Origin of the sequence: Mesorhizobium sp. BR1-1-3, from assembly GCF_020165455.1 — a bacterium.
GTDB lineage: Bacteria > Pseudomonadota > Alphaproteobacteria > Rhizobiales > Rhizobiaceae > Mesorhizobium > Mesorhizobium ciceri.
Map to the genome: position 1 here is coordinate 1 of NZ_JAIUIC010000005.1, position 21,299 is coordinate 21,299.

The 21,299-nt window shown below is 61.8% G+C and carries 32 protein-coding genes; all 32 read left to right on the forward strand.

Annotation, left to right across the window (positions count from 1 at the left end; genetic code table 11):
* The first annotated feature begins 456 nt into the window (after positions 1 to 456).
* Positions 457 to 828, forward strand: a complete 372-nt coding sequence (gene rpsL / locus LB559_RS12475) for a 30S ribosomal protein S12 (protein WP_006333356.1) — start codon at positions 457 to 459, stop codon at positions 826 to 828.
* 76 nt (positions 829 to 904) lie between these two features.
* Positions 905 to 1,375 (forward strand): 30S ribosomal protein S7, encoded by a 471-nt coding sequence (gene rpsG, locus LB559_RS12480; RefSeq protein ID WP_008875664.1) that lies wholly within the window; start codon positions 905 to 907, stop codon positions 1,373 to 1,375.
* A 29-nt stretch (positions 1,376 to 1,404) separates the two neighbouring features.
* Positions 1,405 to 3,495, forward strand: a complete 2,091-nt coding sequence (gene fusA, locus LB559_RS12485) for an elongation factor G (RefSeq protein WP_013531421.1) — start codon at positions 1,405 to 1,407, stop codon at positions 3,493 to 3,495.
* A gap of 99 nt (positions 3,496 to 3,594) precedes the next feature.
* A complete protein-coding gene (gene tuf, locus LB559_RS12490) occupies positions 3,595 to 4,770 on the forward strand; it encodes an elongation factor Tu (RefSeq protein WP_013531404.1) in 1,176 nt (391 codons plus the stop codon).
* Positions 4,771 to 4,839: 69 nt separating this feature from the next.
* A complete protein-coding gene (gene rpsJ, locus LB559_RS12495; protein WP_010909272.1) occupies positions 4,840 to 5,148 on the forward strand; it encodes a 30S ribosomal protein S10 in 309 nt (102 codons plus the stop codon).
* A gap of 61 nt (positions 5,149 to 5,209) precedes the next feature.
* Entirely contained in the window at positions 5,210 to 5,938 is a 729-nt protein-coding gene (rplC, locus tag LB559_RS12500) for a 50S ribosomal protein L3 (protein ID WP_013531422.1), read from the forward strand.
* On the forward strand, positions 5,938 to 6,558 hold the full coding sequence (rplD, locus tag LB559_RS12505; protein ID WP_013531423.1) for a 50S ribosomal protein L4: 621 nt from the start codon (positions 5,938 to 5,940) through the stop codon (positions 6,556 to 6,558). The genes rplC and rplD overlap by 1 nt, the downstream gene beginning before the upstream one ends.
* On the forward strand, positions 6,555 to 6,848 hold the full coding sequence (locus LB559_RS12510; RefSeq protein WP_013531424.1) for a 50S ribosomal protein L23: 294 nt from the start codon (positions 6,555 to 6,557) through the stop codon (positions 6,846 to 6,848). The genes rplD and LB559_RS12510 overlap by 4 nt, the downstream gene beginning before the upstream one ends.
* Positions 6,849 to 6,870: 22 nt before the next feature.
* Positions 6,871 to 7,704 carry a 50S ribosomal protein L2 gene (rplB, locus tag LB559_RS12515; RefSeq protein ID WP_024505067.1) on the forward strand — a complete coding sequence of 278 codons (834 nt, stop codon included), beginning with the start codon at positions 6,871 to 6,873 and terminating at the stop codon, positions 7,702 to 7,704.
* 16 nt (positions 7,705 to 7,720) lie between these two features.
* Entirely contained in the window at positions 7,721 to 7,999 is a 279-nt protein-coding gene (gene rpsS / locus LB559_RS12520; protein WP_006205463.1) for a 30S ribosomal protein S19, read from the forward strand.
* A gap of 2 nt (positions 8,000 to 8,001) precedes the next feature.
* Positions 8,002 to 8,391, forward strand: a complete 390-nt coding sequence (gene rplV, locus LB559_RS12525; protein WP_006205462.1) for a 50S ribosomal protein L22 — start codon at positions 8,002 to 8,004, stop codon at positions 8,389 to 8,391.
* The gene (gene rpsC / locus LB559_RS12530) at positions 8,391 to 9,116 is read left to right on the forward strand and encodes a 30S ribosomal protein S3 (RefSeq protein ID WP_013531426.1); all 726 of its coding nucleotides are present in this window, start codon (positions 8,391 to 8,393) and stop codon (positions 9,114 to 9,116) included. Before rplV ends, rpsC begins: the two co-directional genes overlap by 1 nt.
* A 27-nt stretch (positions 9,117 to 9,143) precedes the next feature.
* A complete protein-coding gene (gene rplP, locus LB559_RS12535; protein ID WP_013531427.1) occupies positions 9,144 to 9,557 on the forward strand; it encodes a 50S ribosomal protein L16 in 414 nt (137 codons plus the stop codon).
* 13 nt (positions 9,558 to 9,570) lie between these two features.
* Positions 9,571 to 9,771 (forward strand): 50S ribosomal protein L29, encoded by a 201-nt coding sequence (gene rpmC / locus LB559_RS12540; RefSeq protein ID WP_006205459.1) that lies wholly within the window; start codon positions 9,571 to 9,573, stop codon positions 9,769 to 9,771.
* Positions 9,772 to 9,782: 11 nt separating this feature from the next.
* Positions 9,783 to 10,022 (forward strand): 30S ribosomal protein S17, encoded by a 240-nt coding sequence (gene rpsQ / locus LB559_RS12545; RefSeq protein ID WP_010909280.1) that lies wholly within the window; start codon positions 9,783 to 9,785, stop codon positions 10,020 to 10,022.
* An 83-nt stretch (positions 10,023 to 10,105) separates the two neighbouring features.
* Positions 10,106 to 10,474: a 50S ribosomal protein L14 gene (gene rplN, locus LB559_RS12550; RefSeq protein ID WP_006205457.1), complete on the forward strand. Its 369-nt coding sequence runs from the start codon at positions 10,106 to 10,108 to the stop codon at positions 10,472 to 10,474.
* Positions 10,475 to 10,486: 12 nt separating this feature from the next.
* Positions 10,487 to 10,801: a 50S ribosomal protein L24 gene (gene rplX / locus LB559_RS12555; protein ID WP_013531428.1), complete on the forward strand. Its 315-nt coding sequence runs from the start codon at positions 10,487 to 10,489 to the stop codon at positions 10,799 to 10,801.
* Complete coding sequence (rplE, locus tag LB559_RS12560) at positions 10,794 to 11,393, forward strand: 50S ribosomal protein L5 (RefSeq protein WP_013531429.1); 600 nt, start codon at positions 10,794 to 10,796, stop codon at positions 11,391 to 11,393. Before rplX ends, rplE begins: the two co-directional genes overlap by 8 nt.
* Before the next feature lie 27 nt (positions 11,394 to 11,420).
* Positions 11,421 to 11,726: a 30S ribosomal protein S14 gene (gene rpsN / locus LB559_RS12565; RefSeq protein ID WP_013895695.1), complete on the forward strand. Its 306-nt coding sequence runs from the start codon at positions 11,421 to 11,423 to the stop codon at positions 11,724 to 11,726.
* Positions 11,727 to 11,738: 12 nt separating this feature from the next.
* Positions 11,739 to 12,137: a 30S ribosomal protein S8 gene (rpsH, locus tag LB559_RS12570; RefSeq protein WP_013531431.1), complete on the forward strand. Its 399-nt coding sequence runs from the start codon at positions 11,739 to 11,741 to the stop codon at positions 12,135 to 12,137.
* 89 nt (positions 12,138 to 12,226) lie between these two features.
* Entirely contained in the window at positions 12,227 to 12,760 is a 534-nt protein-coding gene (gene rplF, locus LB559_RS12575; RefSeq protein ID WP_013531432.1) for a 50S ribosomal protein L6, read from the forward strand.
* Between the two features lie 138 nt (positions 12,761 to 12,898).
* Positions 12,899 to 13,258, forward strand: coding sequence for a 50S ribosomal protein L18 (rplR, locus tag LB559_RS12580; RefSeq protein WP_013531433.1), 360 nt, complete (start codon positions 12,899 to 12,901; stop codon positions 13,256 to 13,258).
* Positions 13,259 to 13,406: 148 nt separating this feature from the next.
* The gene (rpsE, locus tag LB559_RS12585) at positions 13,407 to 13,970 is read left to right on the forward strand and encodes a 30S ribosomal protein S5 (protein ID WP_006333394.1); all 564 of its coding nucleotides are present in this window, start codon (positions 13,407 to 13,409) and stop codon (positions 13,968 to 13,970) included.
* A gap of 24 nt (positions 13,971 to 13,994) precedes the next feature.
* Positions 13,995 to 14,192, forward strand: a complete 198-nt coding sequence (gene rpmD, locus LB559_RS12590; protein WP_006205449.1) for a 50S ribosomal protein L30 — start codon at positions 13,995 to 13,997, stop codon at positions 14,190 to 14,192.
* 22 nt (positions 14,193 to 14,214) lie between these two features.
* Positions 14,215 to 14,691 (forward strand): 50S ribosomal protein L15, encoded by a 477-nt coding sequence (rplO, locus tag LB559_RS12595; RefSeq protein WP_013531434.1) that lies wholly within the window; start codon positions 14,215 to 14,217, stop codon positions 14,689 to 14,691.
* Between the two features lie 192 nt (positions 14,692 to 14,883).
* Positions 14,884 to 16,224, forward strand: coding sequence for a preprotein translocase subunit SecY (secY, locus tag LB559_RS12600; RefSeq protein WP_013531435.1), 1,341 nt, complete (start codon positions 14,884 to 14,886; stop codon positions 16,222 to 16,224).
* Positions 16,221 to 16,817 carry an adenylate kinase gene (locus tag LB559_RS12605; RefSeq protein ID WP_013531436.1) on the forward strand — a complete coding sequence of 199 codons (597 nt, stop codon included), beginning with the start codon at positions 16,221 to 16,223 and terminating at the stop codon, positions 16,815 to 16,817. Before secY ends, LB559_RS12605 begins: the two co-directional genes overlap by 4 nt.
* 210 nt (positions 16,818 to 17,027) lie before the next feature.
* On the forward strand, positions 17,028 to 17,396 hold the full coding sequence (gene rpsM / locus LB559_RS12610; protein ID WP_224674177.1) for a 30S ribosomal protein S13: 369 nt from the start codon (positions 17,028 to 17,030) through the stop codon (positions 17,394 to 17,396).
* A 162-nt stretch (positions 17,397 to 17,558) separates the two neighbouring features.
* Positions 17,559 to 17,948, forward strand: a complete 390-nt coding sequence (gene rpsK / locus LB559_RS12615; RefSeq protein ID WP_006205444.1) for a 30S ribosomal protein S11 — start codon at positions 17,559 to 17,561, stop codon at positions 17,946 to 17,948.
* A 102-nt stretch (positions 17,949 to 18,050) separates the two neighbouring features.
* Complete coding sequence (locus tag LB559_RS12620; protein ID WP_013531438.1) at positions 18,051 to 19,061, forward strand: DNA-directed RNA polymerase subunit alpha; 1,011 nt, start codon at positions 18,051 to 18,053, stop codon at positions 19,059 to 19,061.
* 104 nt (positions 19,062 to 19,165) lie between these two features.
* Positions 19,166 to 19,597: a 50S ribosomal protein L17 gene (rplQ, locus tag LB559_RS12625; RefSeq protein WP_013531439.1), complete on the forward strand. Its 432-nt coding sequence runs from the start codon at positions 19,166 to 19,168 to the stop codon at positions 19,595 to 19,597.
* A 199-nt stretch (positions 19,598 to 19,796) separates the two neighbouring features.
* The gene (locus LB559_RS12630; protein ID WP_013531440.1) at positions 19,797 to 21,284 is read left to right on the forward strand and encodes a DegQ family serine endoprotease; all 1,488 of its coding nucleotides are present in this window, start codon (positions 19,797 to 19,799) and stop codon (positions 21,282 to 21,284) included.
* Positions 21,285 to 21,299 lie beyond the last annotated feature (15 nt).

Sequence of the window (21,299 nt, forward strand, 5' to 3'; positions counted from 1 at the left end):
TTTGACTGCTCATGCGGCCTTTTCGCATGAAGCAAGGCCGCGCAACAGCGCAAACCCATTCACTTTGCCTGAAGGCTTGTCACTTTCTTCCTCGCTCTTGCAAAAATGCGAAAGAAAATTACATGCGGTTTTCGCATGGCTGCCAAGCCTTGGTCGGCGCGCAATATTTGGTGCTCCGGGCTTGACGGTCCGCGGTCTTACGGGTAGAAGCCGCCCAGTCAGAACCGATGTGAGGCTCTCCCTTCCGAAGCGACACGCTTTGGAGTTTGCCTCAAACAGGGTTCGTTTTACGAGCGAAAAGACATTTCCGGCGTGCACGAAGCGGCTTCCGCTTCCTCTGCCTTTTGTTCGGGCAAGACCGCGAGGCGCGGTTTATGGCCCGAATTTGCGTATGGAAATGACGCTTTGAGCGGCCCTGACCGGGCGAGACACGGAATTGAGAGACAAGAGGGTTTAATGCCTACCGTCAACCAGCTGATCCGCAAGCCGCGCATTGCGCCGGTGAAGCGCAACAAGGTCCCGGCCATGCAGCAGAACCCGCAGAAGCGGGGCGTCTGCACGCGCGTCTATACAACGACGCCGAAGAAGCCGAACTCGGCGCTGCGCAAGGTGGCCAAGATCCGCCTGACCAATGGTTTTGAAGTGATCGGGTACATCCCCGGCGAAGGCCACAACCTTCAGGAGCACTCCGTGGTGATGATCCGCGGCGGCCGCGTCAAGGATCTTCCGGGCGTTCGCTACCACATCATCCGCGGCGTGCTCGACACGCAGGGTGTGAAGAACCGCAAGCAGCGCCGTTCGAAGTACGGCGCCAAGCGCCCGAAGTAAGGGGCGTCCGAAATAAGATTTTCCGGCCTTGGCGCTCCTTGAGTGCGTCGGGCTATGAGATTGAGAGACAAAAGCCATGTCGCGTCGTCACAGTGCAGAAAAGCGTGAGATCAATCCGGACCCGAAGTTCGGCGATCTGATCGTCACCAAGTTCATGAACGCCGTCATGTATGACGGTAAGAAGTCGGTCGCCGAGACCATCGTCTACGGCGCGCTCGACCAGGTTCAGTCGAAGACCAAGCAGGAGCCGGTCACCGTCTTCCATCAGGCGCTGGACAATGTCGCGCCGCATGTGGAAGTGCGTTCGCGTCGTGTCGGCGGCGCCACCTACCAGGTTCCGGTCGACGTGCGCCCCGAGCGCCGCCAGGCATTGGCCATTCGCTGGCTGATTGCTGCGGCCCGCAACCGCAACGAGACCACGATGGTCGACCGCCTCTCCGGCGAGCTGATGGACGCGGCCAACAACCGCGGCACCGCTGTCAAGAAGCGTGAAGACACCCACAAGATGGCTGAAGCCAACCGCGCTTTCGCGCACTACCGCTGGTAAAGCGCGAACGAGACTGAGAGGCAGCTACGATGGCCCGCGAATACAAAATCGAAGACTACCGCAATTTCGGTATCATGGCGCATATTGACGCCGGCAAGACGACGACCACCGAGCGCGTCCTCTACTACACGGGCAAGTCGCACAAGATCGGCGAAGTCCACGACGGCGCTGCCACCATGGATTGGATGGAGCAGGAGCAGGAGCGCGGCATCACCATCACGTCCGCCGCGACCACGACCTTCTGGAAGGCTCGTGACGGCAAGATGCACCGCTTCAACATCATCGACACCCCCGGCCACGTCGACTTCACCATCGAGGTCGAGCGTTCGCTGCGCGTGCTCGACGGCGCCATCGCGCTGCTCGATGCCAATGCCGGTGTTGAGCCGCAGACCGAGACTGTCTGGCGCCAGGCCGACAAATATCGCGTTCCGCGCATGATCTTCTGCAACAAGATGGACAAGATCGGCGCCGACTTCTATCGCTCGGTCGAGATGATCGGCTCGCGCCTCGGTGCGCATGCTGTTGTCATGCAGCTGCCGATTGGTGCCGAGACCGAGTTCAAGGGCGTTGTCGACCTCGTCGAGATGAACGCGCTGGTCTGGCGCGACGAGACGCTGGGCGCTGCCTGGGATATCGTCGAGATCCCGGACGACCTCAAGGCTCGTGCCGAAGAATACCGCGAGAAGATGATCGAGGCTGCCGTCGAAATGGACGAGACGGCGCTTGAGAATTACCTCGAAGGCAAGATGCCGTCGAATGACGAGATTCGCGCGCTGATCCGCAAGGGCACCATCGCGGTCAAGTTCTACCCGATGTTCTGTGGCTCGGCCTTCAAGAACAAGGGCGTGCAGCCGCTGCTCGACGCCGTCGTCGAATATCTGCCTTCGCCGGCCGATGTTCCCGCCATCAAGGGCGTCGATGCCAAGACCGACGCCGAGATCGAGCGTCATGCCGACGACAACGAGCCGCTGTCGATGCTCGCCTTCAAGATCATGAACGACCCGTTCGTCGGTTCGCTGACCTTTGCGCGCATCTATTCGGGCAGGCTCACCAAGGGCATCTCGGTCGACAACACCGTGAAGGGCAAGAAAGAGCGCATCGGCCGCATGCTGCAGATGCATGCGAACTCGCGCGCCGACGTCGAAGAGGCTTTTGCCGGCGACATCGTTGCTCTTGCCGGTCTCAAGGATACGACCACCGGCGACACGCTGAGCGATCCGCTGCATCCGGTCATTCTCGAGCGCATGGAATTCCCCGATCCGGTCATCCAGATCGCCATCGAGCCGAAGACCAAGAACGACCAGGAAAAGATGGGCCTCGCCCTTCACCGCCTGGCCGCCGAGGATCCGTCCTTCCGCGTCAAGACCGACGAGGAAAGCGGCCAGACCATCATTTCCGGCATGGGCGAACTCCACCTCGACATCATCGTCGACCGCATGCGTCGCGAGTTCAAGGTCGAGGCCAATGTCGGCGCACCACAGGTGGCCTATCGCGAGACGATCACCCGCAAGCACGAGCAGGACTACACGCACAAGAAGCAGACCGGCGGTACCGGTCAGTTCGCTCGCGTCAAGATCCTGTTCGAGCCGAACCCCGATAGCAGCGAGTTCGAGTTCGATACCAAGATCGTCGGCGGCGCCGTGCCGAAGGAATACATCCCTGGTGTCGAAAAGGGCATCAACAGCGTCATGACCTCGGGTCCGTTCGCGGGCTTCCCGATGATCGGCGTCAAGGCGACCCTCATCGACGGCGCTTACCACGATGTCGACTCCAGCGTTCTGGCCTTCGAAATCGCCGGCCGCGCCTGCTTCCGTGAAGCAGCACCCAAGCTTGGCGTGCAGCTGCTCGAGCCGATCATGAAGGTCGAAGTCGTGACGCCGGAAGACTACGTCGGCAGCGTCATCGGCGATCTGAACGGTCGTCGTGGCCAGATCCAGGGTCAGGAAGCGCGTGGCGTCGCCGTTGTCATCAACGCGATGGTGCCGCTCGCCAACATGTTCAAGTATGTCGACAACCTGCGCTCGATGAGCCAGGGCCGTGCGGCCTACACGATGCAGTTCGATCACTACGAGCCGGTTCCGACCGCAGTGGCCCAGGAAGTCCAGAAGAAATACGCGTAAGGGTTCCTTAGCCATGGACGTCGCGTCTCTTGCGCGGTGCCGGATCTGAAGAGCGAATAACAATTTCCCCCAAGCGGGTAGAATAGACGGAGAACGATTATGGCCAAAGGTAAATTCGAGCGTAACAAGCCTCACGTGAACATCGGCACGATTGGCCACGTCGACCATGGCAAGACGTCGCTGACGGCGGCGATCACCAAGTATTTTGGCGAATACAAGCGCTACGACCAGATCGACGCTGCCCCTGAAGAGAAGGCGCGCGGCATCACGATCTCGACGGCTCACGTCGAATACGAGACGGCCAACCGCCACTACGCTCACGTCGACTGCCCCGGCCACGCCGACTATGTGAAGAACATGATCACCGGCGCCGCGCAGATGGACGGCGCGATCCTGGTCGTGTCGGCCGCCGACGGCCCGATGCCGCAGACCCGCGAGCACATCCTGCTGGCCCGTCAGGTCGGCGTACCGTCGATCGTGGTGTTCCTGAACAAGGTCGACCAGGTCGACGACGCCGAGCTGCTCGAACTGGTCGAGCTCGAGGTTCGCGAGCTTCTGACCAAGAACGAATTCCCCGGCGACGACATTCCGATCGTCAAGGGTTCGGCTCTGGCTGCTCTCGAAGACTCGGACAAGAAGATCGGTGAAGACGCGATCCGCGAGCTGATGGCTGCGGTCGATGCCTACATCCCGACGCCGGTCCGTCCGCTCGACAAGCCGTTCCTGATGCCGATCGAGGACGTGTTCTCGATCTCGGGCCGCGGCACGGTCGTGACCGGCCGCGTCGAGCGCGGCGTGGTCAAGGTCGGCGAGGAGCTGGAAATCATCGGCATCCGTCCGACGACCAAGACGACCTGCACGGGCGTGGAAATGTTCCGCAAGCTGCTCGATCAGGGCCAGGCTGGCGACAACATCGGCGCGCTGCTGCGCGGCGTTGACCGTGAAGGTGTCGAGCGCGGCCAGGTTCTGGCCAAGCCGGGCACGGTGAAGCCGCACAAGAAGTTCGTGGCCGAAGCCTACATCCTGACCAAGGACGAAGGTGGCCGTCACACGCCGTTCTTCACCAACTACCGTCCGCAGTTCTACTTCCGCACGACCGACGTGACCGGCATCGTGTCGCTGCCGGAAGGCACCGAGATGGTGATGCCGGGCGACAACATCACGGTCGATGTCGAACTGATCGTGCCGATCGCCATGGAAGAGAAGCTGCGCTTCGCTATCCGTGAAGGCGGCCGCACCGTCGGTGCCGGCATCGTCGTCACCATCAAAGAGTAATTTGGACTTAAACCGATCTGTCGCGGGCGCGGGAGTTGCCCGCGCCGCGCCAGAACAAGGAAGTGACGCATGAACGGACAGAATATCCGCATCCGCCTTAAGGCGTTTGACCACCGCGTGCTCGACGCCTCGACGAAGGAAATCGTGTCGACGGCCAAGCGTACCGGTGCAAACGTCCGCGGCCCCATTCCGCTGCCGACGCGGATCGAAAAGTTCACGGTCAACCGGTCGCCTCACGTCGACAAGAAGAGCCGCGAGCAGTTCGAGATGCGCACGCACAAGCGTCTGCTCGACATCGTCGATCCGACCCCGCAGACGGTCGATGCTTTGATGAAGCTCGATCTGGCCGCCGGCGTCGACGTCGAGATCAAGCTCTAAGGGAATGAGAGCGCGGTAAGGGGCGGTGCCCCTGGCCCGGAACTCTAAAGGAATTGAACCGATGCGTTCAGGTGTGATTGCAAAGAAGGTGGGAATGACCCGCATCTATAACGATGCCGGGGAACATGTTCCCGTCACCGTTCTCCTGATGGAGAACTGCCAGGTCGTGGCCCAGCGCACGCAAGAGAAGAATGGCTACACCGCCGTTCAGCTCGGCGTTGGCCTTGCCAAGGTGAAGAATACGTCGAAGGCGATGCGCGGCCATTTCGCGACCGCTTCCGTCGAGCCGAAGGCGAAGGTCGCCGAGTTCCGCGTCTCCGCCGACAACATGATCGATGTCGGCGCCGAGATCACCGTCGAGCACTTCGTCGCCGGCCAGAAGGTCGATGTGACGGGCACGACGATCGGCAAGGGCTTTCAGGGCGTCATCAAGCGCCACCACATGGGCGGTGGCCGTGCAACGCACGGTAACTCGGTTTCGCACCGTACGCACGGTTCGACCGGCCAGCGCCAGGACCCGGGCAAAGTGTTCAAGGGCAAGCATATGGCTGGCCACATGGGCGACACCCGCGTCACCACGCAGAATGTCGAGATCGTATCGACCGACGCCGACCGCGGCCTGATCCTGATCCGCGGTGCGGTTCCCGGATCGAAGGGCGCCTGGATCCTGGTCCGCGATGCGGCCAAGGTGGCACTGCCGGCCAATGCGCCGAAGCCTGCCGCGATCCGCGCCGTTGCTGCCGAAAGTGGCGCCAAGAACGAGGCTCCGGCCACAGAGGGAGCGGAATAATGGATCTCAAGATCACAACGCTGGGCGGCAAGGACGCCGGCAAGGTGGAACTCTCCGACGAGATTTTCGGCCTTGATCCGCGCGAAGACATCCTGCAGCGCGTCGTGCGCTGGCAGCTTGCCAAGAAGCAGCAGGGCACGCACAAGACCAAGGGTCGCGCCGAGATCGCGCGCACCGGCGCCAAGATGTACAAGCAGAAGGGTACGGGCCGCGCCCGTCACCATTCGGCACGCGCTCCGCAGTTCCGCGGCGGCGGCAAGGCCCACGGCCCGGTCGTTCGCAGCCACGAGCACGAACTGCCGAAGAAGGTTCGCGCTCTCGGCCTCAAGCATGCTCTCTCGGCCAAGGCCAAGAGCGCGTCGATCATCATCATCGACGAGCTGAAGCTGACCGAGGCCAAGACGAAGGCGCTGATCGCGAATTTCGCGACGCTGGGCCTGACCAATGCTTTGCTGATCGGCGGCGCCGAGCTTGACAAGAACTTCAAGCTGGCGGCGACGAACATCCCCAACATCGACGTGCTGCCCATCCAGGGCATCAACGTCTACGACATTCTGCGCCGCGGCACGCTGGTCCTTTCGAAGGCCGCCGTCGAGGCTCTCGAGGAGCGTTTTAAATGACCGACCTTCGTCATTACGACGTGATCGTCTCGCCGGCGATCACCGAAAAGTCGACCATGGCCTCCGAGCAGAACAAGGTCGTCTTCAACGTCGCCAAGAAGGCGTCGAAGCCGGAAATCAAGGCCGCCGTCGAAGCGCTGTTCGGCGTCAAGGTGATGGCCGTGAACACGCTTGTCCGCAAGGGCAAGATCAAGCGCTTCCGTGGCACGGTTGGCCGCCAGAGCGACGTCAAGAAGGCGGTTGTGACGCTGGCCGATGGCCAGTCGATCGACGTCGCGACGGGTCTCTGAGCAAGGCCGCGAGGACAGAACAATGGCACTGAAAAAATTCAACCCGGTAACGCCCAGCACCCGTCAGCTGGTCATCGTCGACCGCTCGGGCCTCTACAAGGGCAAGCCCGTCAAGGGTCTGACCGAAGGCCTGACCAAGTCGGGCGGCCGCAACAATCACGGTCGCATCACCGCCCGCTTCATCGGCGGTGGTCACAAGCGTTCGTACCGCATCATCGACTTCAAGCGCCGCAAGTTCGACGTCGTCGGCACGGTCGAGCGCATTGAGTACGATCCGAACCGCACCGCCTTCATCGCGCTGATCAAGTATGACGATGGCGAGCTGTCCTACATCATCGCTCCGCAGCGTCTGGCTCCCGGCGACAAGATCGTGTCCGGTGAATCGGTCGACGTGAAGCCGGGCAATGCGATGCCGCTGGCTTCGATGCCGGTCGGCACCATCGTCCACAACATCGAGCTGAAGCCGGGCAAGGGCGCTCAGGTCGCCCGTTCGGCAGGTGGTTACGGTCAGCTGGTCGGTCGTGACCAGGGCATGGCGATCCTGCGCCTCAATTCGGGCGAGCAGCGTGTCGTTCACGGCTCCTGCATGGCCACTGTTGGCGCCGTGTCCAATCCGGACCACGGCAACATCAATGACGGCAAGGCCGGTCGCACGGTCTGGCGTGGCAAGCGCCCGCACAATCGCGGCGTGACCATGAACCCGGTCGACCATCCGCACGGCGGCGGCGAAGGCCGCACATCGGGTGGCCGCCATCCGGTTTCGCCCTGGGGCAAGCCGACCAAGGGCAAGAAGACGCGGTCCAACAAGGCGACCGACAAGTTCATCCTGCGCTCGCGCCATCAGCGCAAGAGCTAAGAAGAGGTAACGCCAAGTGACTCGTTCGATTTGGAAAGGCCCCTTCATTGACGGCTACCTTCTCAAGAAGGTGGACAAGGTTCGTGAAGGTGGTCGCAATGAGGTGATCAAGATGTGGAGCCGTCGCTCCACCATCCTGCCGCAGTTCGTCGGCTTCACCTTCGGTGTCTACAACGGCCAGAAGCATGTTCCCGTCTCGGTGAACGAGGACATGGTCGGTCACAAGTTCGGTGAATTCGCTCCGACCCGGACCTATTACGGTCACGGCGCGGATAAGAAGGCGAAGAGGAAATAATCATGGGCAAGGCCAAAGCTCCGCGCAGGCTTGCTGATAACGAAGCGCGCGCCGTATTGCGCACGATCCGTATCAGCCCGCAGAAGCTGAACCTGGTTGCCGCGCTGATCCGCGGTAAGAAGGTCGCGACAGCGCTTTCCGATCTCGAATTCTCGGCCAAGCGGATTTCCGGCACGGTCAAGAAGACGCTGGAATCGGCAATCGCCAACGCGGAAAACAACCACGACCTGGATGTCGATGCACTGATCGTGGCGGAAGCCTATGTCGGCAAGTCGATCGTCATGAAGCGGTTCCATGCCCGTGGCCGCGGTCGCGCCAGCCGTATCGAGAAGCCGTTCTCGCACCTCACGATCGTCGTTCGTGAAGTCGAAGAAAAAGGGGAGGCCGCATAATGGGCCAGAAAGTCAATCCGATCGGTCTTCGCCTCGGCATCAACCGCACCTGGGATTCGCGCTGGTTCGCGAACACCGGCGAGTACGGCAAGCTGCTGCATGAGGACATCAAGATCCGCAAGTATCTCGAGAAGGAGCTCAAGCAGGCTGCCATCTCGAAGGTCGTGATCGAGCGTCCGCACAAGAAGTGCCGCGTCACCATCCATGCCGCGCGCCCGGGTCTGATCATCGGCAAGAAGGGCGCCGACATCGAGAAGCTTCGCAAGAAGCTGATGGAGATGACGAAGTCCGAGACGCACCTCAACATCGTTGAAGTGCGCAAGCCGGAGATCGACGCGACCCTGGTCGCCCAGTCGATCGCCCAGCAGCTCGAGCGTCGTATCGCGTTCCGCCGCGCCATGAAGCGTGCCGTTCAGTCGGCGATGCGCCTCGGTGCCGAAGGCATCCGCATCAACTGCGCCGGCCGCCTCGGCGGCGCCGAGATCGCGCGCATGGAATGGTATCGCGAAGGCCGCGTGCCGCTGCATACGCTGCGTGCGGACGTCGACTACGGTACGGCCGAAGCGCACACGGCTTATGGCATCTGCGGCGTCAAGGTCTGGGTGTTCAAGGGCGAGATCCTTGAGCATGACCCGATGGCTTCGGAGCGTCGGGCCAGCGAAAGCGATGCAGCGCATGGCGGTGGTGGTGATCGCGAACGCGGTCGTCGTCGCGAAAACGCCTGAGACATTTAGGAATTTGGAGTTAGAACGATGCTGCAGCCAAAGCGCACAAAGTTCCGCAAGCAGTTCAAGGGCCGTATCCATGGTACCGCAAAGGGCGGCACCAACCTGGATTTCGGTGGTTTCGGGCTGAAGGCGCTTGAGCCGAACCGCGTCACCGCACGTGAGATCGAGGCGGCCCGCCGCGCGATCACCCGTGAAATGAAGCGCGCTGGTCGCGTCTGGATCCGTATTTTCCCGGACGTGCCGGTCACTTCGAAGCCGACCGAAGTCCGCATGGGTAAGGGCAAGGGCGCGGTCGATTACTGGGCGGCGCGCGTCAAGCCAGGCCGCATCATGTTCGAGATCGACGGCGTCAATGAAGAAACCGCCCGTGAGGCACTGCGTCTCGGCGCGGCCAAGCTCTCGGTCAAGACGCGCTTCGTGCAGCGCATCGCAGAATAAGGACGGGCTGATCATGAAAGCCGAAGACATCCGGACCAAGACCCAGGACCAGCTGACCGACGACCTGGCCAGCCTGAAGAAGGAGCAGTTCAACCTGCGCTTCCAGAAGGCCACCGGCCAGCTCGAGAAGACCGCGCGCGTGAGACAGGTTCGTAAGGACATTGCGCGTATCAAGACCATCGCTGCGGAAAAGTCCGCGGCTAAGAAGGCTTAAGGACGAAAACCATGCCAAAGCGCATTCTGCAGGGCACCGTCGTCAGCGACAAGAACGAGAAGACGGTTGTCGTCAAGGTCGAACGGCGCTTCACGCATCCCGTGATGAAGAAGACCGTGCGCATGACCAAGAAGTACAAGGCGCACGACGAGAACAACGCCCACAAGGTTGGCGATCAGGTGTTCATCCAGGAATCGAAGCCGATTTCCAAGGACAAGCGCTGGATCGTCGTGTCTTCGGACCAAGCCTGACCTCGGGCGTAAACAACGAATTTTGGACAGACCGGGGAGGGGCTTTGAGCCCATCCCGTTAGAAGAGAAGAAGGCGGCCAGTCATGATTCAGATGCAAACAAACCTCGACGTCGCGGATAATTCCGGCGCCCGTCGTGTCATGTGCATCAAGGTGCTGGGCGGCTCGAAGCGGAAATACGCTTCCGTGGGCGACATCATCGTGGTGTCGATCAAGGAAGCCATTCCGCGCGGCCGCGTGAAGAAGGGCGATGTGATGAAGGCGGTCGTGGTTCGCACGGCCAAGGACATTCGCCGCCCGGACGGCAGCGTGATCCGTTTCGACAAGAACGCGGCCGTTCTCGTCGACAACAAGAAAGAGCCGATCGGCACGCGTATCTTCGGACCGGTTCCGCGCGAACTCCGCGCCAAGAACCACATGAAGATCATCTCGCTCGCGCCTGAAGTGCTGTAAGGAGCCGGACCAATGCAAAAGATTAGAAAAGGCGACAAGGTCGTCGTGCTGGCCGGCAAGGACAAGGGCCGTTCGGGCGAAGTCCTCTCGGTACAGCCGAAGGAAGACACCGCGCTGGTGCGCGGCGTCAACATGATCCGCCGTCACCAGAAGCAGTCCCAGTCCCAAGAGGGCGGGATCATCACCAAGGAAGCGCCGATCCAGCTGTCGAACATCGCGCTGGCCGACCCCAAGGATGGCAAGCCGACCCGCGTTGGCTTCATCTTCCAGAAGGACGGCAAGAAGGTGCGCGTCGCCAAGCGCTCGGGAGAAGTCATCAATGGCTAAGGCTCAAACCACGAAGCCCAAGGCTGAAAGCAAACAGTCCAAGGCTCAGAACACGCCGCGCCTCAAGCAGGTCTACAACGAGACCATCCGCAAGGCGCTGCAGGAACAGTTCGGCTACGACAACGAGATGCAGGTTCCGCGCATCGACAAGATCGTGCTGAACATGGGCGTTGGCGAAGCGACCGCCGATTCGAAGAAGCCTTCGATCGCGGCCGAAGACCTGGCGATGATTGCCGGCCAGAAGGCCGTCGTCACCCGCGCCCGCAACTCGATCGCCGGCTTCAAGGTCCGCGAGAAGATGCCGATCGGCGCCAAGGTCACGTTGCGCAAGGAACGCATGTATGAGTTCCTCGACCGCCTCGTGAACATCGCACTGCCGCGCGTCCGCGACTTTCGCGGACTGAATCCGAAGAGCTTCGATGGCCGTGGCAACTACGCCATGGGCATCAAGGAACACATCGTGTTCCCGGAGATCAACTACGACAAGGTTGATCAGATCTGGGGCATGGACGTCATCGTTTGTACGACTGCGAAGACGGACGACGAAGCCAGGGCATTGCTCAAGGCCTTCAACTTCCCCTTCCGCCAGTAACGGCAGCGAGAAAAGGAAAAATCTGAAATGGCAAAGACCAGCTCAGTCGAGAAGAACAACAGGCGCCGCAAGCTTGCCGACCAGTATGGTCCCAAGCGGGCTGCGCTCAAGGCGATCATCATGGATCAGTCCAAGCCGATGGAAGAGCGTTTCCGCGCTCAGCTCAAGCTTGCCGCCATGCCGCGCAACTCGGCCAAGATCCGCATCCGCAACCGCTGCGAAGTCACCGGCCGTCCGCGCGCCTACTATCGCAAGCTCAAAGTATCGCGCATCGCGCTTCGTGATCTCGGCAATAACGGCCAGATCCCGGGCCTGGTCAAGTCGAGCTGGTAAGGAGGACATAACATGTCATTGAGCGATCCTCTCGGCGATATGCTGACCCGCATCCGCAACGCGTATGGCCGCAAGAAGTCGAGCGTTTCGACGCCGGCTTCGCGTCTGCGCACCCGCGTCCTCGACGTGCTGAAGGCTGAAGGCTATATCCGCGATTACAGCCAGACCGACTTCGACAACGGCAAGTCCGAAATCGAGATCGAGCTGAAGTATTTCGACGGCGCGCCGGTCGTGCGCGAAATCGCCCGCGTTTCGAAGCCAGGCCGCCGCGTCTATGTTTCGGCCAAGTCGATCCCGCAGGTCGCAAACGGCCTCGGCATCGCCATCCTTTCGACACCGAAGGGCGTGATGGCCGACCATGAAGCACGTGAACAGAACGTCGGCGGTGAGATCCTCTGCCAGATCTTCTGATCTGGCAGTTGACCGCAAAGTGGAATCCGGTCTTCGGATCGTTCCCGAAGACAGAGACCTGAAACAAGAGAAGTGACGAGGACAACAAAATGTCTCGTATTGGAAAGAAACCCGTTTCGCTGCCGCAGGGCGTGACCGCGACCGTCAACGGCCAGACCGTGACGGCGAAGGGCCCCAAGGGTGAGCTGAAGTTCGTGGTGAACGACGAAGTGCTGGTCAAGATGGAAGGCAGCGAGATCGCTGTCCAGCCGCGCGACCAGACCAAGACCGCCCGCTCCAAGTGGGGCATGTCGCGCACGCAGATCGTCAACATCCTGCAGGGTGTCAAGGACGGTTTCGAGAAGAAGCTCGAGATCACCGGCGTCGGCTATCGCGCGGCACTTCAGGGCAAGAACCTGCAGCTGGCGCTTGGCTTCAGCCATGACGTCGTCTATGAGACGCCGCAGGGCATCACCATCACCGTGCCGAAGCCGACTGAAATCACTGTGGCCGGCATCGACAAGCAGCAGGTCGGCCAGGTTGCGGCCGAGATCCGCGAGTATCGTGGTCCCGAGCCTTACAAGGGCAAGGGCGTCCGCTACGCCGGCGAGAAGATCGTCCGCAAGGAAGGCAAGAAGAAGTAGTAGGCCTGGCCTCGAGAAGTTGAAGACTTTTCGGAAAGGGCCAAGCCAAGAGTGTAACGCCGCGGGGAGCGGTCGCGGGAGGCGCTTTCGCCTACCGCATATGGCGGCCCCCGTTTTTTGAAGGCAAGGAAGACCATCATGGGTACCAAGGAATCCACGCAGCGCCGCGCGCAGCGCGTCCGTCGTCAGATCAAGAAGGTCGCCGGCGAGCGTCCGCGTCTGTCGGTTCACCGCACGTCGAAGAACATCTATGTGCAGGTCATCGACGACGCCAAGGGCCACACCATCGCCGCCGCTTCGACGCTCGAGAAGGACTTCAAGGGTTCGCTCAAGACCGGCGCCGACACCGCTGCCGCCACCGCGATCGGCAAGCTGATCGCCGAGCGCGCCACCAAGGCCGGCGTCAAGGAAGTCGTCTTCGACCGCGGCGCCTACATCTATCACGGCCGCGTCAAGGCGCTCGCCGAGGCTGCCCGCGAAGGTGGCTTGAGCTTCTAAGCATGATCCCGAAAAGTTGCAGACTTTTCGGATAAAGATTATGCGAAGAAAATGATTTCGCCCCCGGTGACCGTTTCCCGATTTATTCGGGGCGAGGCATCGGATCTTATCAGCAACCGTGCTTCCGGAAAAAAACAAGGAACAGGATATGGCACAGGAACGTAGGGATGGCGGCCGCGGCCGCGATCGTGAAGAACGCGATGACGGCATGGTGGACAAGCTCGTCCACATCAACCGCGTCGCCAAGGTCGTCAAGGGCGGCCGTCGCTTCGGTTTTGCAGCACTCGTCGTCGTCGGCGACCAGAAGGGCCGCGTCGGCTTTGGTCACGGCAAGGCGCGCGAAGTGCCGGAAGCTATCCGCAAGGCAACTGAATCGGCCAAGCGCGACATGATTTTCGTGCCGCTGCGCTCGGGCCGTACGCTGCATCACGACGTCGAAGGACGCTGGGGTGCTGGACGCGTGCTGCTGCGCGCCGCCAAGCAAGGTACCGGCATCATCGCCGGTGGCCCGATGCGCGCTGTCTTCGAGACGCTCGGCATGCATGACGTGGTCGCCAAGTCGATGGGTTCGTCGAACCCCTACAACATGGTTCGCGCCACCTTCGACGCGCTGAAGAGCCAGATGCATCCCAAGGATGTGGCTGCTGCTCGCGGCATCAAGTATTCGACCCTTCAGGCCCGCCGCGGCACCGCCGTTGCGGCTGAAGAATAGTCGATCTGACCAGGGATTTTGACCATGGCCAAGAAAGCAACCAAGACCATCACCGTTGAGCAGATCGGTTCGCCGATCCGCCGTCCGAAGGAACAGCGCGCGACGCTGGTCGGCCTCGGCCTCAACAAGATGCACAAGCAGCGCACGCTGGAAGATACGCCCTCCGTGCGCGGCATGATCGCTGCCGTCCAGCATCTCGTCCGCGTCGTGGACGAGGGCTGAGCCAGAGCGCAGGAGAAGTCAGATGAAACTCAACGATCTGCGTGACAAGGACGGCGCGACGCACTCCAAGAAGCGTCTCGGCCGTGGTATCGGCTCCGGCTCCGGCAAGACCGGCGGTCGCGGCGTCAAGGGCCAGAAGGCGCGCTCCGGCGTCGCCATCAACGGCTTCGAGGGTGGCCAGATGCCGCTCTACCGGCGCCTGCCGAAGCGTGGCTTCAACAACATCTTCGCCAAGAGCTTCACCGTCGTGTCGCTGGCCCGCATCCAGGTGGCCATCGACGCCAAGAAGCTCGACGCCAAGGCAACCGTGACGGCTGAATCGCTGGTTGCCGCCGGCGTCATCCGCCGCGTCAAGGACGGCGTGCGTATCCTCTCGGATGGCGAGATCAAGGCGAAGCTCGCGTTTGACGTCGCCGGCGCCTCCAAGGCCGCGATCGAGAAGATCGAAAAGGCCGGCGGTTCGGTCAAGCTGCCGCAGGAAAAGGCAGCTGCCGAGTAACGGCAATTTGAAGCGCGATCGGCAGGAGTGGGATCCGTTTTTGCTCACGATTTCGCTTTGATCTGCTCAACGAGGCGGCCGCGTCAACGCGGCCGCTTGCATGTTTAGAGCCCGGAGCTTATCTCGTGAGCTTCGGTGAAACGCGCCGCCTGACCTCAGGGCCATCAAGCGTTACCAAGCGGAGAATCAGGCATGGCTTCGGCTGCTGAACAATTAGCCTCGAATCTGAATTTCTCGGCCTTCGCCAAGGCGGAGGATTTGAAGAAGCGCATCTGGTTCACGATCGGCGCGCTGCTGGTTTATCGCCTCGGCACCTACATCCCGCTTCCCGGTATCAATCCCGACGCCTTCGCCCAGGCCTTCTCTTCGCAGAGCAAGGGCGTGCTCGGCATGTTCAACATGTTCGCCGGCGGCGCCGTGCAGCGCATGGCGATCTTTGCGCTCGGCATCATGCCTTACATCTCCGCCTCCATCATCATGCAGCTGATGACCTCGGTCATCCCGTCACTGGAAGCGCTGAAGAAGGAAGGCGAACAGGGCCGCAAGGTGATCAACCAGTACACGCGCTACGGCACCGTGCTGCTTGCGCTGGTCCAGGCCTATGGCATTTCTGTCGGGCTGGAAGGCGGCAACGGCATCGTCAGTGACCCCGGCATGTTCTTCCGCATCTCGACCGTCGTCACGCTGGTCGGCGGCACCATGTTCCTGATGTGGCTGGGCGAGCAGATCACCGCCCGCGGCATCGGCAACGGTATTTCGCTGATCATCTTCTCCGGCATCGTCGCCGGACTGCCGCACGCCATCTCCGGCACGCTGGAGCTTGGCCGCACCGGCGCGCTGTCGACCGGCCTGATCCTGGCGATCATCGTGCTGGCTATCGTCGTCATTGCGCTCATCGTGTTCTTCGAGCGCGCCCAGCGCCGTTTGCTGATCCAGTATCCGAAGCGCCAGGTCGGCAACCGGATGTTCCAGGGCGATACCTCGCACCTGCCGCTGAAGCTCAACACGTCGGGCGTCATTCCGCCGATCTTTGCCTCGTCGCTGCTTTTGCTGCCGGCCACCGTCGCCGGCTTCTCGCAGACGACGAACCTGCCGGCGTGGGCAAGCACCGTGCTCGCCTCGCTCGGCCACGGCCAGCCGCTCTACATGCTGTTTTATGCGGCGATGATCGTGTTCTTCGCCTTCTTCTACACCGCGATTGTCTTCAACCCGAAGGACACCGCCGACCAGCTCAAGAAGCATTCGGGCTTCATCCCGGGCTATCGTCCGGGCGAGCGCACCGCCGATTATATCGATTACGTTCTCACCCGCATCACCGTCGTCGGCGCCATCTATCTGGTGCTGGTGTGCCTGCTGCCGGAGTTCCTGATCTCGGCGACTGGCGTACCATTCTACCTTGGTGGCACATCGCTTCTGATCGTGGTCAGTGTCACGCTCGATACGGTTGCGCAGATTCAGGGTCACCTGATCGCGCACCAGTATGAAGGCCTGATCAAGAAGTCGAAGCTGCGCGGGGGGAAGAAAGCCAGATGAGGTTGATATTGCTTGGGCCGCCAGGAGCGGGCAAGGGGACGCAAGCACAAAGACTGGTAGAAAAACACGGCATACCCCAGCTCTCGACGGGCGACATGCTGCGTGCTGCCGTCCAGGCAGGCACCGAGGTTGGCAAGCGCGCCAAGGCGGTGATGGATGCCGGTGAACTGGTGTCCGACGCGATCGTCAACGCGATCGTCGCTGAGCGTATCGATCAGCCCGACTGCGCCAAGGGGTTCATCCTCGACGGCTATCCGCGGACCCTGGTGCAGGCGGATGCGGTCGAGCAGATGCTGTCGGATCGCTCCCAGGGGCTCGACGCCGTCATTGAACTCGTGGTCGACGACAAGGCCCTGGTTGGCCGGATCGTCAAACGCGCCGACGAGGCGCAGGCCGCCGGCCTTCCCGTTCGCAAGGACGACAATCCGACCGTGTTCGAAGAGCGCTTGAGGGAATACTACAAGAAGACGTCGCCGCTGATTGGCTACTACTATGCCAAGGGCAAGCTCCGCAGTGTCGACGGCATGGCCGATATCGACGCCGTGACGGAACAGATCGAAGCGGTGCTCAAGGACGCGGTGCGGGGAAATTAACGATTGCACTTGACGGAGGCGGTTCGCTGCGGTATGGCGGCCCGTCTTCCTATCAGGCATGAGCTTTGCTTGTCCGCAAGGGCAAGGCAGCCGCATTGAACTGGAAACTCCCGCATGGGCCGGCCTCCACCGGACGCGGGGCAACTTAAGACAGCGCCGAGCCTACCTTGTTTTTGAGGATTGGCCGGCCCACATGGAGAAGGGAAGAACATGGCTCGTATAGCCGGCGTCAACATTCCGACCAACAAGCGCGTTGTCATTGCGCTTCAGTACATTCACGGCATTGGCAAGCGGTTCGCCCAGGAGATCGTCGACAAGGTCGGCATCCCGGCCGAGCGCCGCGTCAGCCAGCTGACCGACGCGGAAGTGCTGCAGATCCGCGAGACCATCGACCGCGATTACCAGGTTGAAGGCGACCTGCGCCGCGAAGTCTCGATGAACATCAAGCGGCTCATGGACCTCGGCTGCTACCGCGGCCTGCGTCACCGCCGCTCGCTGCCGGTCCGCGGCCAGCGCACGCATACCAATGCGCGCACCCGCAAGGGCCCGGCCAAGTCGATCGCCGGCAAGAAGAAGTAATTTTTTTAGGGGAATAAGGGAGTAGGGGAGTAAGGCAGTAGGGAATGCCCGCCAGTCGGGTCGCATTTTTCCCTACTCCCTTGCTGCCCTATTCCCCTACTCCCTTACGAAGGTGGAGCCGCTGGCATTACGGCGGTGTAGAGATCAACTGAAAGGACTATCATGGCCAAGGAAGCCGCTCGTGTTCGCCGTCGCGAACGCAAGAATATCTCGTCGGGCGTTGCCCACGTCAATTCGACCTTCAACAACACGATGATCACCATCACCGATGCACAGGGCAATTCGATTGCCTGGTCGTCGGCCGGTGCCCAGGGCTTCAAGGGTTCGCGCAAGTCGACCCCGTTCGCTGCCCAGATGGCTGCCGAGGATGTTGCCAAGAAGGCCCAGGAACACGGCATGCGCATGCTCGAAGTCGAGGTCTGCGGACCCGGCTCCGGTCGTGAATCGGCACTGCGCGCCCTGCAGGCGGCCGGCTTCACCATCACCTCGATCCGTGATGTGACGCCGATCCCGCACAATGGCTGCCGCCCGCGCAAGAAGCGTCGCGTCTAAGCATTTACCGAACGCCGCGCGAGCGCCCTTGGGCGCTCCTCCGCGGCATTCCAGGTCGCCCGCCACGATTGGATGGTGGCGGGTCAACGGAAGGAAAGCATCATGATCCAGAAAAATTGGCAGGAACTGATCAAGCCGAACAAGATCGAGTTCTCGTCGAAGAAGAAGACGCTGACCACGCTGGTCGCCGAGCCTCTCGAGCGTGGCTTTGGCCTGACGCTGGGCAACGCGCTGCGCCGCGTGCTTCTGTCTTCGCTGCGCGGTGCGGCTGTTACCGCCGTGCAGATCGACGGCGTTCTACATGAATTCTCGTCCATCGCCGGTGTGCGCGAGGACGTGACCGACATCGTCTTGAATATCAAGGAAATCGCCATCCGCATGGAAGGCGATGGTCCCAAGCGCATGGTCGTTCGCAAGCAGGGACCGGGTGCGGTTCTTGCCGGCGACATCCAGACGGTTGGCGACGTCGAGATCCTCAACCCCGACCACGTCATCTGCACGCTGGACGAAGGCGCTGAAATCCGCATGGAATTCACCGTCGACACCGGCAAGGGTTACGTGCCGGCCGACCGCAACCGCGCCGAAGACGCGCCGATCGGCCTCATCCCGGTCGACAGCCTTTATTCGCCGGTCAAGAAGGTCTCCTACAAGGTCGAGAACACCCGCGAGGGCCAGGTTCTCGACTATGACAAGCTGACCATGACGATCGAGACCGACGGTTCGATCACCGGCGAGGACGCAGTGGCTTTCGCCGCCCGCATCCTGCAGGACCAGCTCGGCCTGTTCGTCAACTTCGACGAGCCGCAGAAGGAAGTCGCCGCCGAGGCCGTCACCGAGCTCGCCTTCAACCCGGCGCTGCTCAAGAAGGTCGACGAACTCGAGCTTTCGGTGCGTTCGGCCAACTGCCTGAAGAACGACAACATCGTCTATATCGGCGACCTGATCCAGAAGACCGAAGCCGAGATGCTGCGCACCCCGAACTTCGGCCGCAAGTCGCTGAACGAGATCAAGGAAGTCCTGGCGGCGATGGGCCTGCACCTCGGCATGGAAGTGCCGGACTGGCCGCCGGAAAACATCGAAGACCTCGCTAAGCGTTACGAAGACCAATATTGAGCATGAATTCCAAGGATCGGCGGCGTGGGCCGCTCGATCCGACGGTCATGCGGAAAACCATCAGAGGCCGCGGCCTCTTGAACAACTGAAGAAGGAAAAGAGCCATGCGCCACGGTTTCAAAGGCCGCCGCTTCGCCCGAAGCATTAGCCATCGCAAGTCGATGTTCGCCAACCTCGCCGTGTCGCTGCTCGAGCACGAGCAGATCGTCACTACCTTGCCGAAGGCGAAGGACCTGCGTCCGATCGTCGAGAAGCTGGTGACGCTCGGCAAGCGTGGCGACCTGCACGCCCGCCGCCAGGTCATTGCCCAGATCGGCAATGAAGGCGTCGTCAAGCGTCTGTTCGACACCATCGCGCCGCGCTACGCCAACCGCAATGGCGGCTATCTGCGCATCATGAAGGCGGGCTTCCGTCACGGTGACAACGCCGCCATGGCTGTCATCGAATTCGTCGATCGCGACGTCTCGGCCAAGGGCGCCGGCGACCGCGCTCGCATCGAGGCCGAAAGCGCTGACGCGGACGCCGCAGCCGCATAAGGCTCGGTTTTCCCAAATGAGTTCAAAGGGGCCTGCGGGCCCCTTTTTGTTTTCTGAAAGCAGCAAACCGCGCCGGAATCCGATTTCCGGGCATGCCCCTGGGGTTTTGGCCCAAAATAGTCGGATTTCAGCGGCTTAGCCTTTCATTTTGCACAATCGTCGGGACAATGCCCCCGAACTTGCCTTGGAGGATTCGCGAATGCGCGCCAGAAGACTGCCCTTTGTTCTGCTTTTCGCCATCATGGCGTTTGCGGCCGCACCGGTGGTCAGGCAGGCATTGGCCGAGGAGACCAAGACCGATCCCGGCCTGTCAGATGTGCTGACCGACCTGCTGCATGGCGTCGAGGGCGAGAACGCGACGTCCGGTCCCGACAAGCGCGTGCCGTTCGGTCGCGAGGAGGTGCAGCTGTCGTTTGCGCCGCTGGTCAAGCAGACGGCGCCGGCGGTGGTCAATGTCTATGCCTCGCAGACCGCCAAGGTGACATCGCCTTTCGACGGTGATCCGTTCTTCGAAGAATTCTTCGGCCGCTCGCAGCCGCGCGCGCAGTCTTCGCTGGGCTCCGGCGTGCTGGTCGATCCGACCGGCGTCGTGGTCACCAATTACCACGTCATCAAGGATGCCGACCGGGTCAAGGTGGCGACCGCTGATGGGCGTGAGTTCGACAGCAAGGTGCTGCTCAAGGACGAGACACTCGATCTTGCCGTGCTCAAGATCACCTCGGACAAGCCGTTTCCGGTCATTGCCATCGGCGATTCCGACGCGCTCGAGGTCGGCGATCTGCTGCTGGCCATCGGCAACCCCTTCGGCGTCGGCCAGACCACCACCAGCGGCATCGTCTCGGCACTGGCCCGCAGCCATATCGGCGTCTCCGATTCCAGCTTCTTCATCCAGACCGACGCCGCCATCAATCCCGGCAATTCCGGCGGCGCGCTGATCAACATGGGCGGCCAGCTGGTCGGCATCAACACGGCCATCTACAGCCGCAGCGGTGGTTCGATCGGCATCGGCTTCGCCATTCCCTCGAACATGGTTCGCGCCTTTGCCGACGCGGCCAAGGCCGGGCTCGACTTCTTCGAACGGCCCTATATCGGCGCCGAGTTCGAAGCGGTGACGCCGCAGATCGCAGAATCGCTCGGCATGGAGAAGCCGACCGGTGCGCTGGTCTCGTCGGTCGAGGCGACCGGACCGGCCGCCAAGGCAGGGCTCAAGCCCGGCGACGTGGTGCTGCAGCTCAACGGCAAGCCGGTCGAGAGCATCGAAGCGCTGGACTACCGGATGGCGACGCTGTCGATCGGCACCACCGCCAATTTCGCGGTTCTGACCAAGGGCCAGCAGGCGGCGATGGATATCGCGCTGGAGCGTGCTCCGGAAGGCATGAAGGCTGCCGAGGTGACGCTGCATGGCCGCAGCCCGTTCTCGGGCGCCAAGGTCGCGGAGCTGTCGCCCCGGCTCGCGCAGCGGCTTGGCCTGCGCACGGACATCAAGGGCGTCACCGTGGTCGACATCAACCGCGATTCACCGGCCGCCGATTTCGGCTTCCAGCCGGGCGACATCGTGCGCGAGGTGAACGGCACCACCATCGATACCGCAGCGACCCTGGAGCTGGCGGCCAAGACGGATACGCGCTGGTGGCGCTTTACGGTCGAGCGCGGCGGGCAGATACTGCGTCAGGTGTTGCGTTATTAGGGCTGGGTTCCGTGC

Excerpts from the sequence above, each read along its gene's own strand:
- rpsL (WP_006333356.1), top strand. The coding sequence starts at position 457 with ATGCCTACCGTCAACCAGCTGATCCGCAAGCCGCGCATTGCGCCGGTG.
- rpsG (WP_008875664.1), top strand. The coding sequence starts at position 905 with ATGTCGCGTCGTCACAGTGCAGAAAAGCGTGAGATCAATCCGGACCCG.
- fusA (WP_013531421.1), top strand. The coding sequence starts at position 1,405 with ATGGCCCGCGAATACAAAATCGAAGACTACCGCAATTTCGGTATCATG.
- tuf (WP_013531404.1), top strand. The coding sequence starts at position 3,595 with ATGGCCAAAGGTAAATTCGAGCGTAACAAGCCTCACGTGAACATCGGC.
- rpsJ (WP_010909272.1), top strand. The coding sequence starts at position 4,840 with ATGAACGGACAGAATATCCGCATCCGCCTTAAGGCGTTTGACCACCGC.
- rplC (WP_013531422.1), top strand. The coding sequence starts at position 5,210 with ATGCGTTCAGGTGTGATTGCAAAGAAGGTGGGAATGACCCGCATCTAT.
- rplD (WP_013531423.1), top strand. The coding sequence starts at position 5,938 with ATGGATCTCAAGATCACAACGCTGGGCGGCAAGGACGCCGGCAAGGTG.
- LB559_RS12510 (WP_013531424.1), top strand. The coding sequence starts at position 6,555 with ATGACCGACCTTCGTCATTACGACGTGATCGTCTCGCCGGCGATCACC.
- rplB (WP_024505067.1), top strand. The coding sequence starts at position 6,871 with ATGGCACTGAAAAAATTCAACCCGGTAACGCCCAGCACCCGTCAGCTG.
- rplV (WP_006205462.1), top strand. The coding sequence starts at position 8,002 with ATGGGCAAGGCCAAAGCTCCGCGCAGGCTTGCTGATAACGAAGCGCGC.
- rpsC (WP_013531426.1), top strand. The coding sequence starts at position 8,391 with ATGGGCCAGAAAGTCAATCCGATCGGTCTTCGCCTCGGCATCAACCGC.
- rplP (WP_013531427.1), top strand. The coding sequence starts at position 9,144 with ATGCTGCAGCCAAAGCGCACAAAGTTCCGCAAGCAGTTCAAGGGCCGT.
- rpmC (WP_006205459.1), top strand. The coding sequence starts at position 9,571 with ATGAAAGCCGAAGACATCCGGACCAAGACCCAGGACCAGCTGACCGAC.
- rpsQ (WP_010909280.1), top strand. The coding sequence starts at position 9,783 with ATGCCAAAGCGCATTCTGCAGGGCACCGTCGTCAGCGACAAGAACGAG.
- rplN (WP_006205457.1), top strand. The coding sequence starts at position 10,106 with ATGATTCAGATGCAAACAAACCTCGACGTCGCGGATAATTCCGGCGCC.
- rplX (WP_013531428.1), top strand. The coding sequence starts at position 10,487 with ATGCAAAAGATTAGAAAAGGCGACAAGGTCGTCGTGCTGGCCGGCAAG.
- rplE (WP_013531429.1), top strand. The coding sequence starts at position 10,794 with ATGGCTAAGGCTCAAACCACGAAGCCCAAGGCTGAAAGCAAACAGTCC.
- rpsN (WP_013895695.1), top strand. The coding sequence starts at position 11,421 with ATGGCAAAGACCAGCTCAGTCGAGAAGAACAACAGGCGCCGCAAGCTT.
- rpsH (WP_013531431.1), top strand. The coding sequence starts at position 11,739 with ATGTCATTGAGCGATCCTCTCGGCGATATGCTGACCCGCATCCGCAAC.
- rplF (WP_013531432.1), top strand. The coding sequence starts at position 12,227 with ATGTCTCGTATTGGAAAGAAACCCGTTTCGCTGCCGCAGGGCGTGACC.
- rplR (WP_013531433.1), top strand. The coding sequence starts at position 12,899 with ATGGGTACCAAGGAATCCACGCAGCGCCGCGCGCAGCGCGTCCGTCGT.
- rpsE (WP_006333394.1), top strand. The coding sequence starts at position 13,407 with ATGGCACAGGAACGTAGGGATGGCGGCCGCGGCCGCGATCGTGAAGAA.
- rpmD (WP_006205449.1), top strand. The coding sequence starts at position 13,995 with ATGGCCAAGAAAGCAACCAAGACCATCACCGTTGAGCAGATCGGTTCG.
- rplO (WP_013531434.1), top strand. The coding sequence starts at position 14,215 with ATGAAACTCAACGATCTGCGTGACAAGGACGGCGCGACGCACTCCAAG.
- secY (WP_013531435.1), top strand. The coding sequence starts at position 14,884 with ATGGCTTCGGCTGCTGAACAATTAGCCTCGAATCTGAATTTCTCGGCC.
- LB559_RS12605 (WP_013531436.1), top strand. The coding sequence starts at position 16,221 with ATGAGGTTGATATTGCTTGGGCCGCCAGGAGCGGGCAAGGGGACGCAA.
- rpsM (WP_224674177.1), top strand. The coding sequence starts at position 17,028 with ATGGCTCGTATAGCCGGCGTCAACATTCCGACCAACAAGCGCGTTGTC.
- rpsK (WP_006205444.1), top strand. The coding sequence starts at position 17,559 with ATGGCCAAGGAAGCCGCTCGTGTTCGCCGTCGCGAACGCAAGAATATC.
- LB559_RS12620 (WP_013531438.1), top strand. The coding sequence starts at position 18,051 with ATGATCCAGAAAAATTGGCAGGAACTGATCAAGCCGAACAAGATCGAG.
- rplQ (WP_013531439.1), top strand. The coding sequence starts at position 19,166 with ATGCGCCACGGTTTCAAAGGCCGCCGCTTCGCCCGAAGCATTAGCCAT.
- LB559_RS12630 (WP_013531440.1), top strand. The coding sequence starts at position 19,797 with ATGCGCGCCAGAAGACTGCCCTTTGTTCTGCTTTTCGCCATCATGGCG.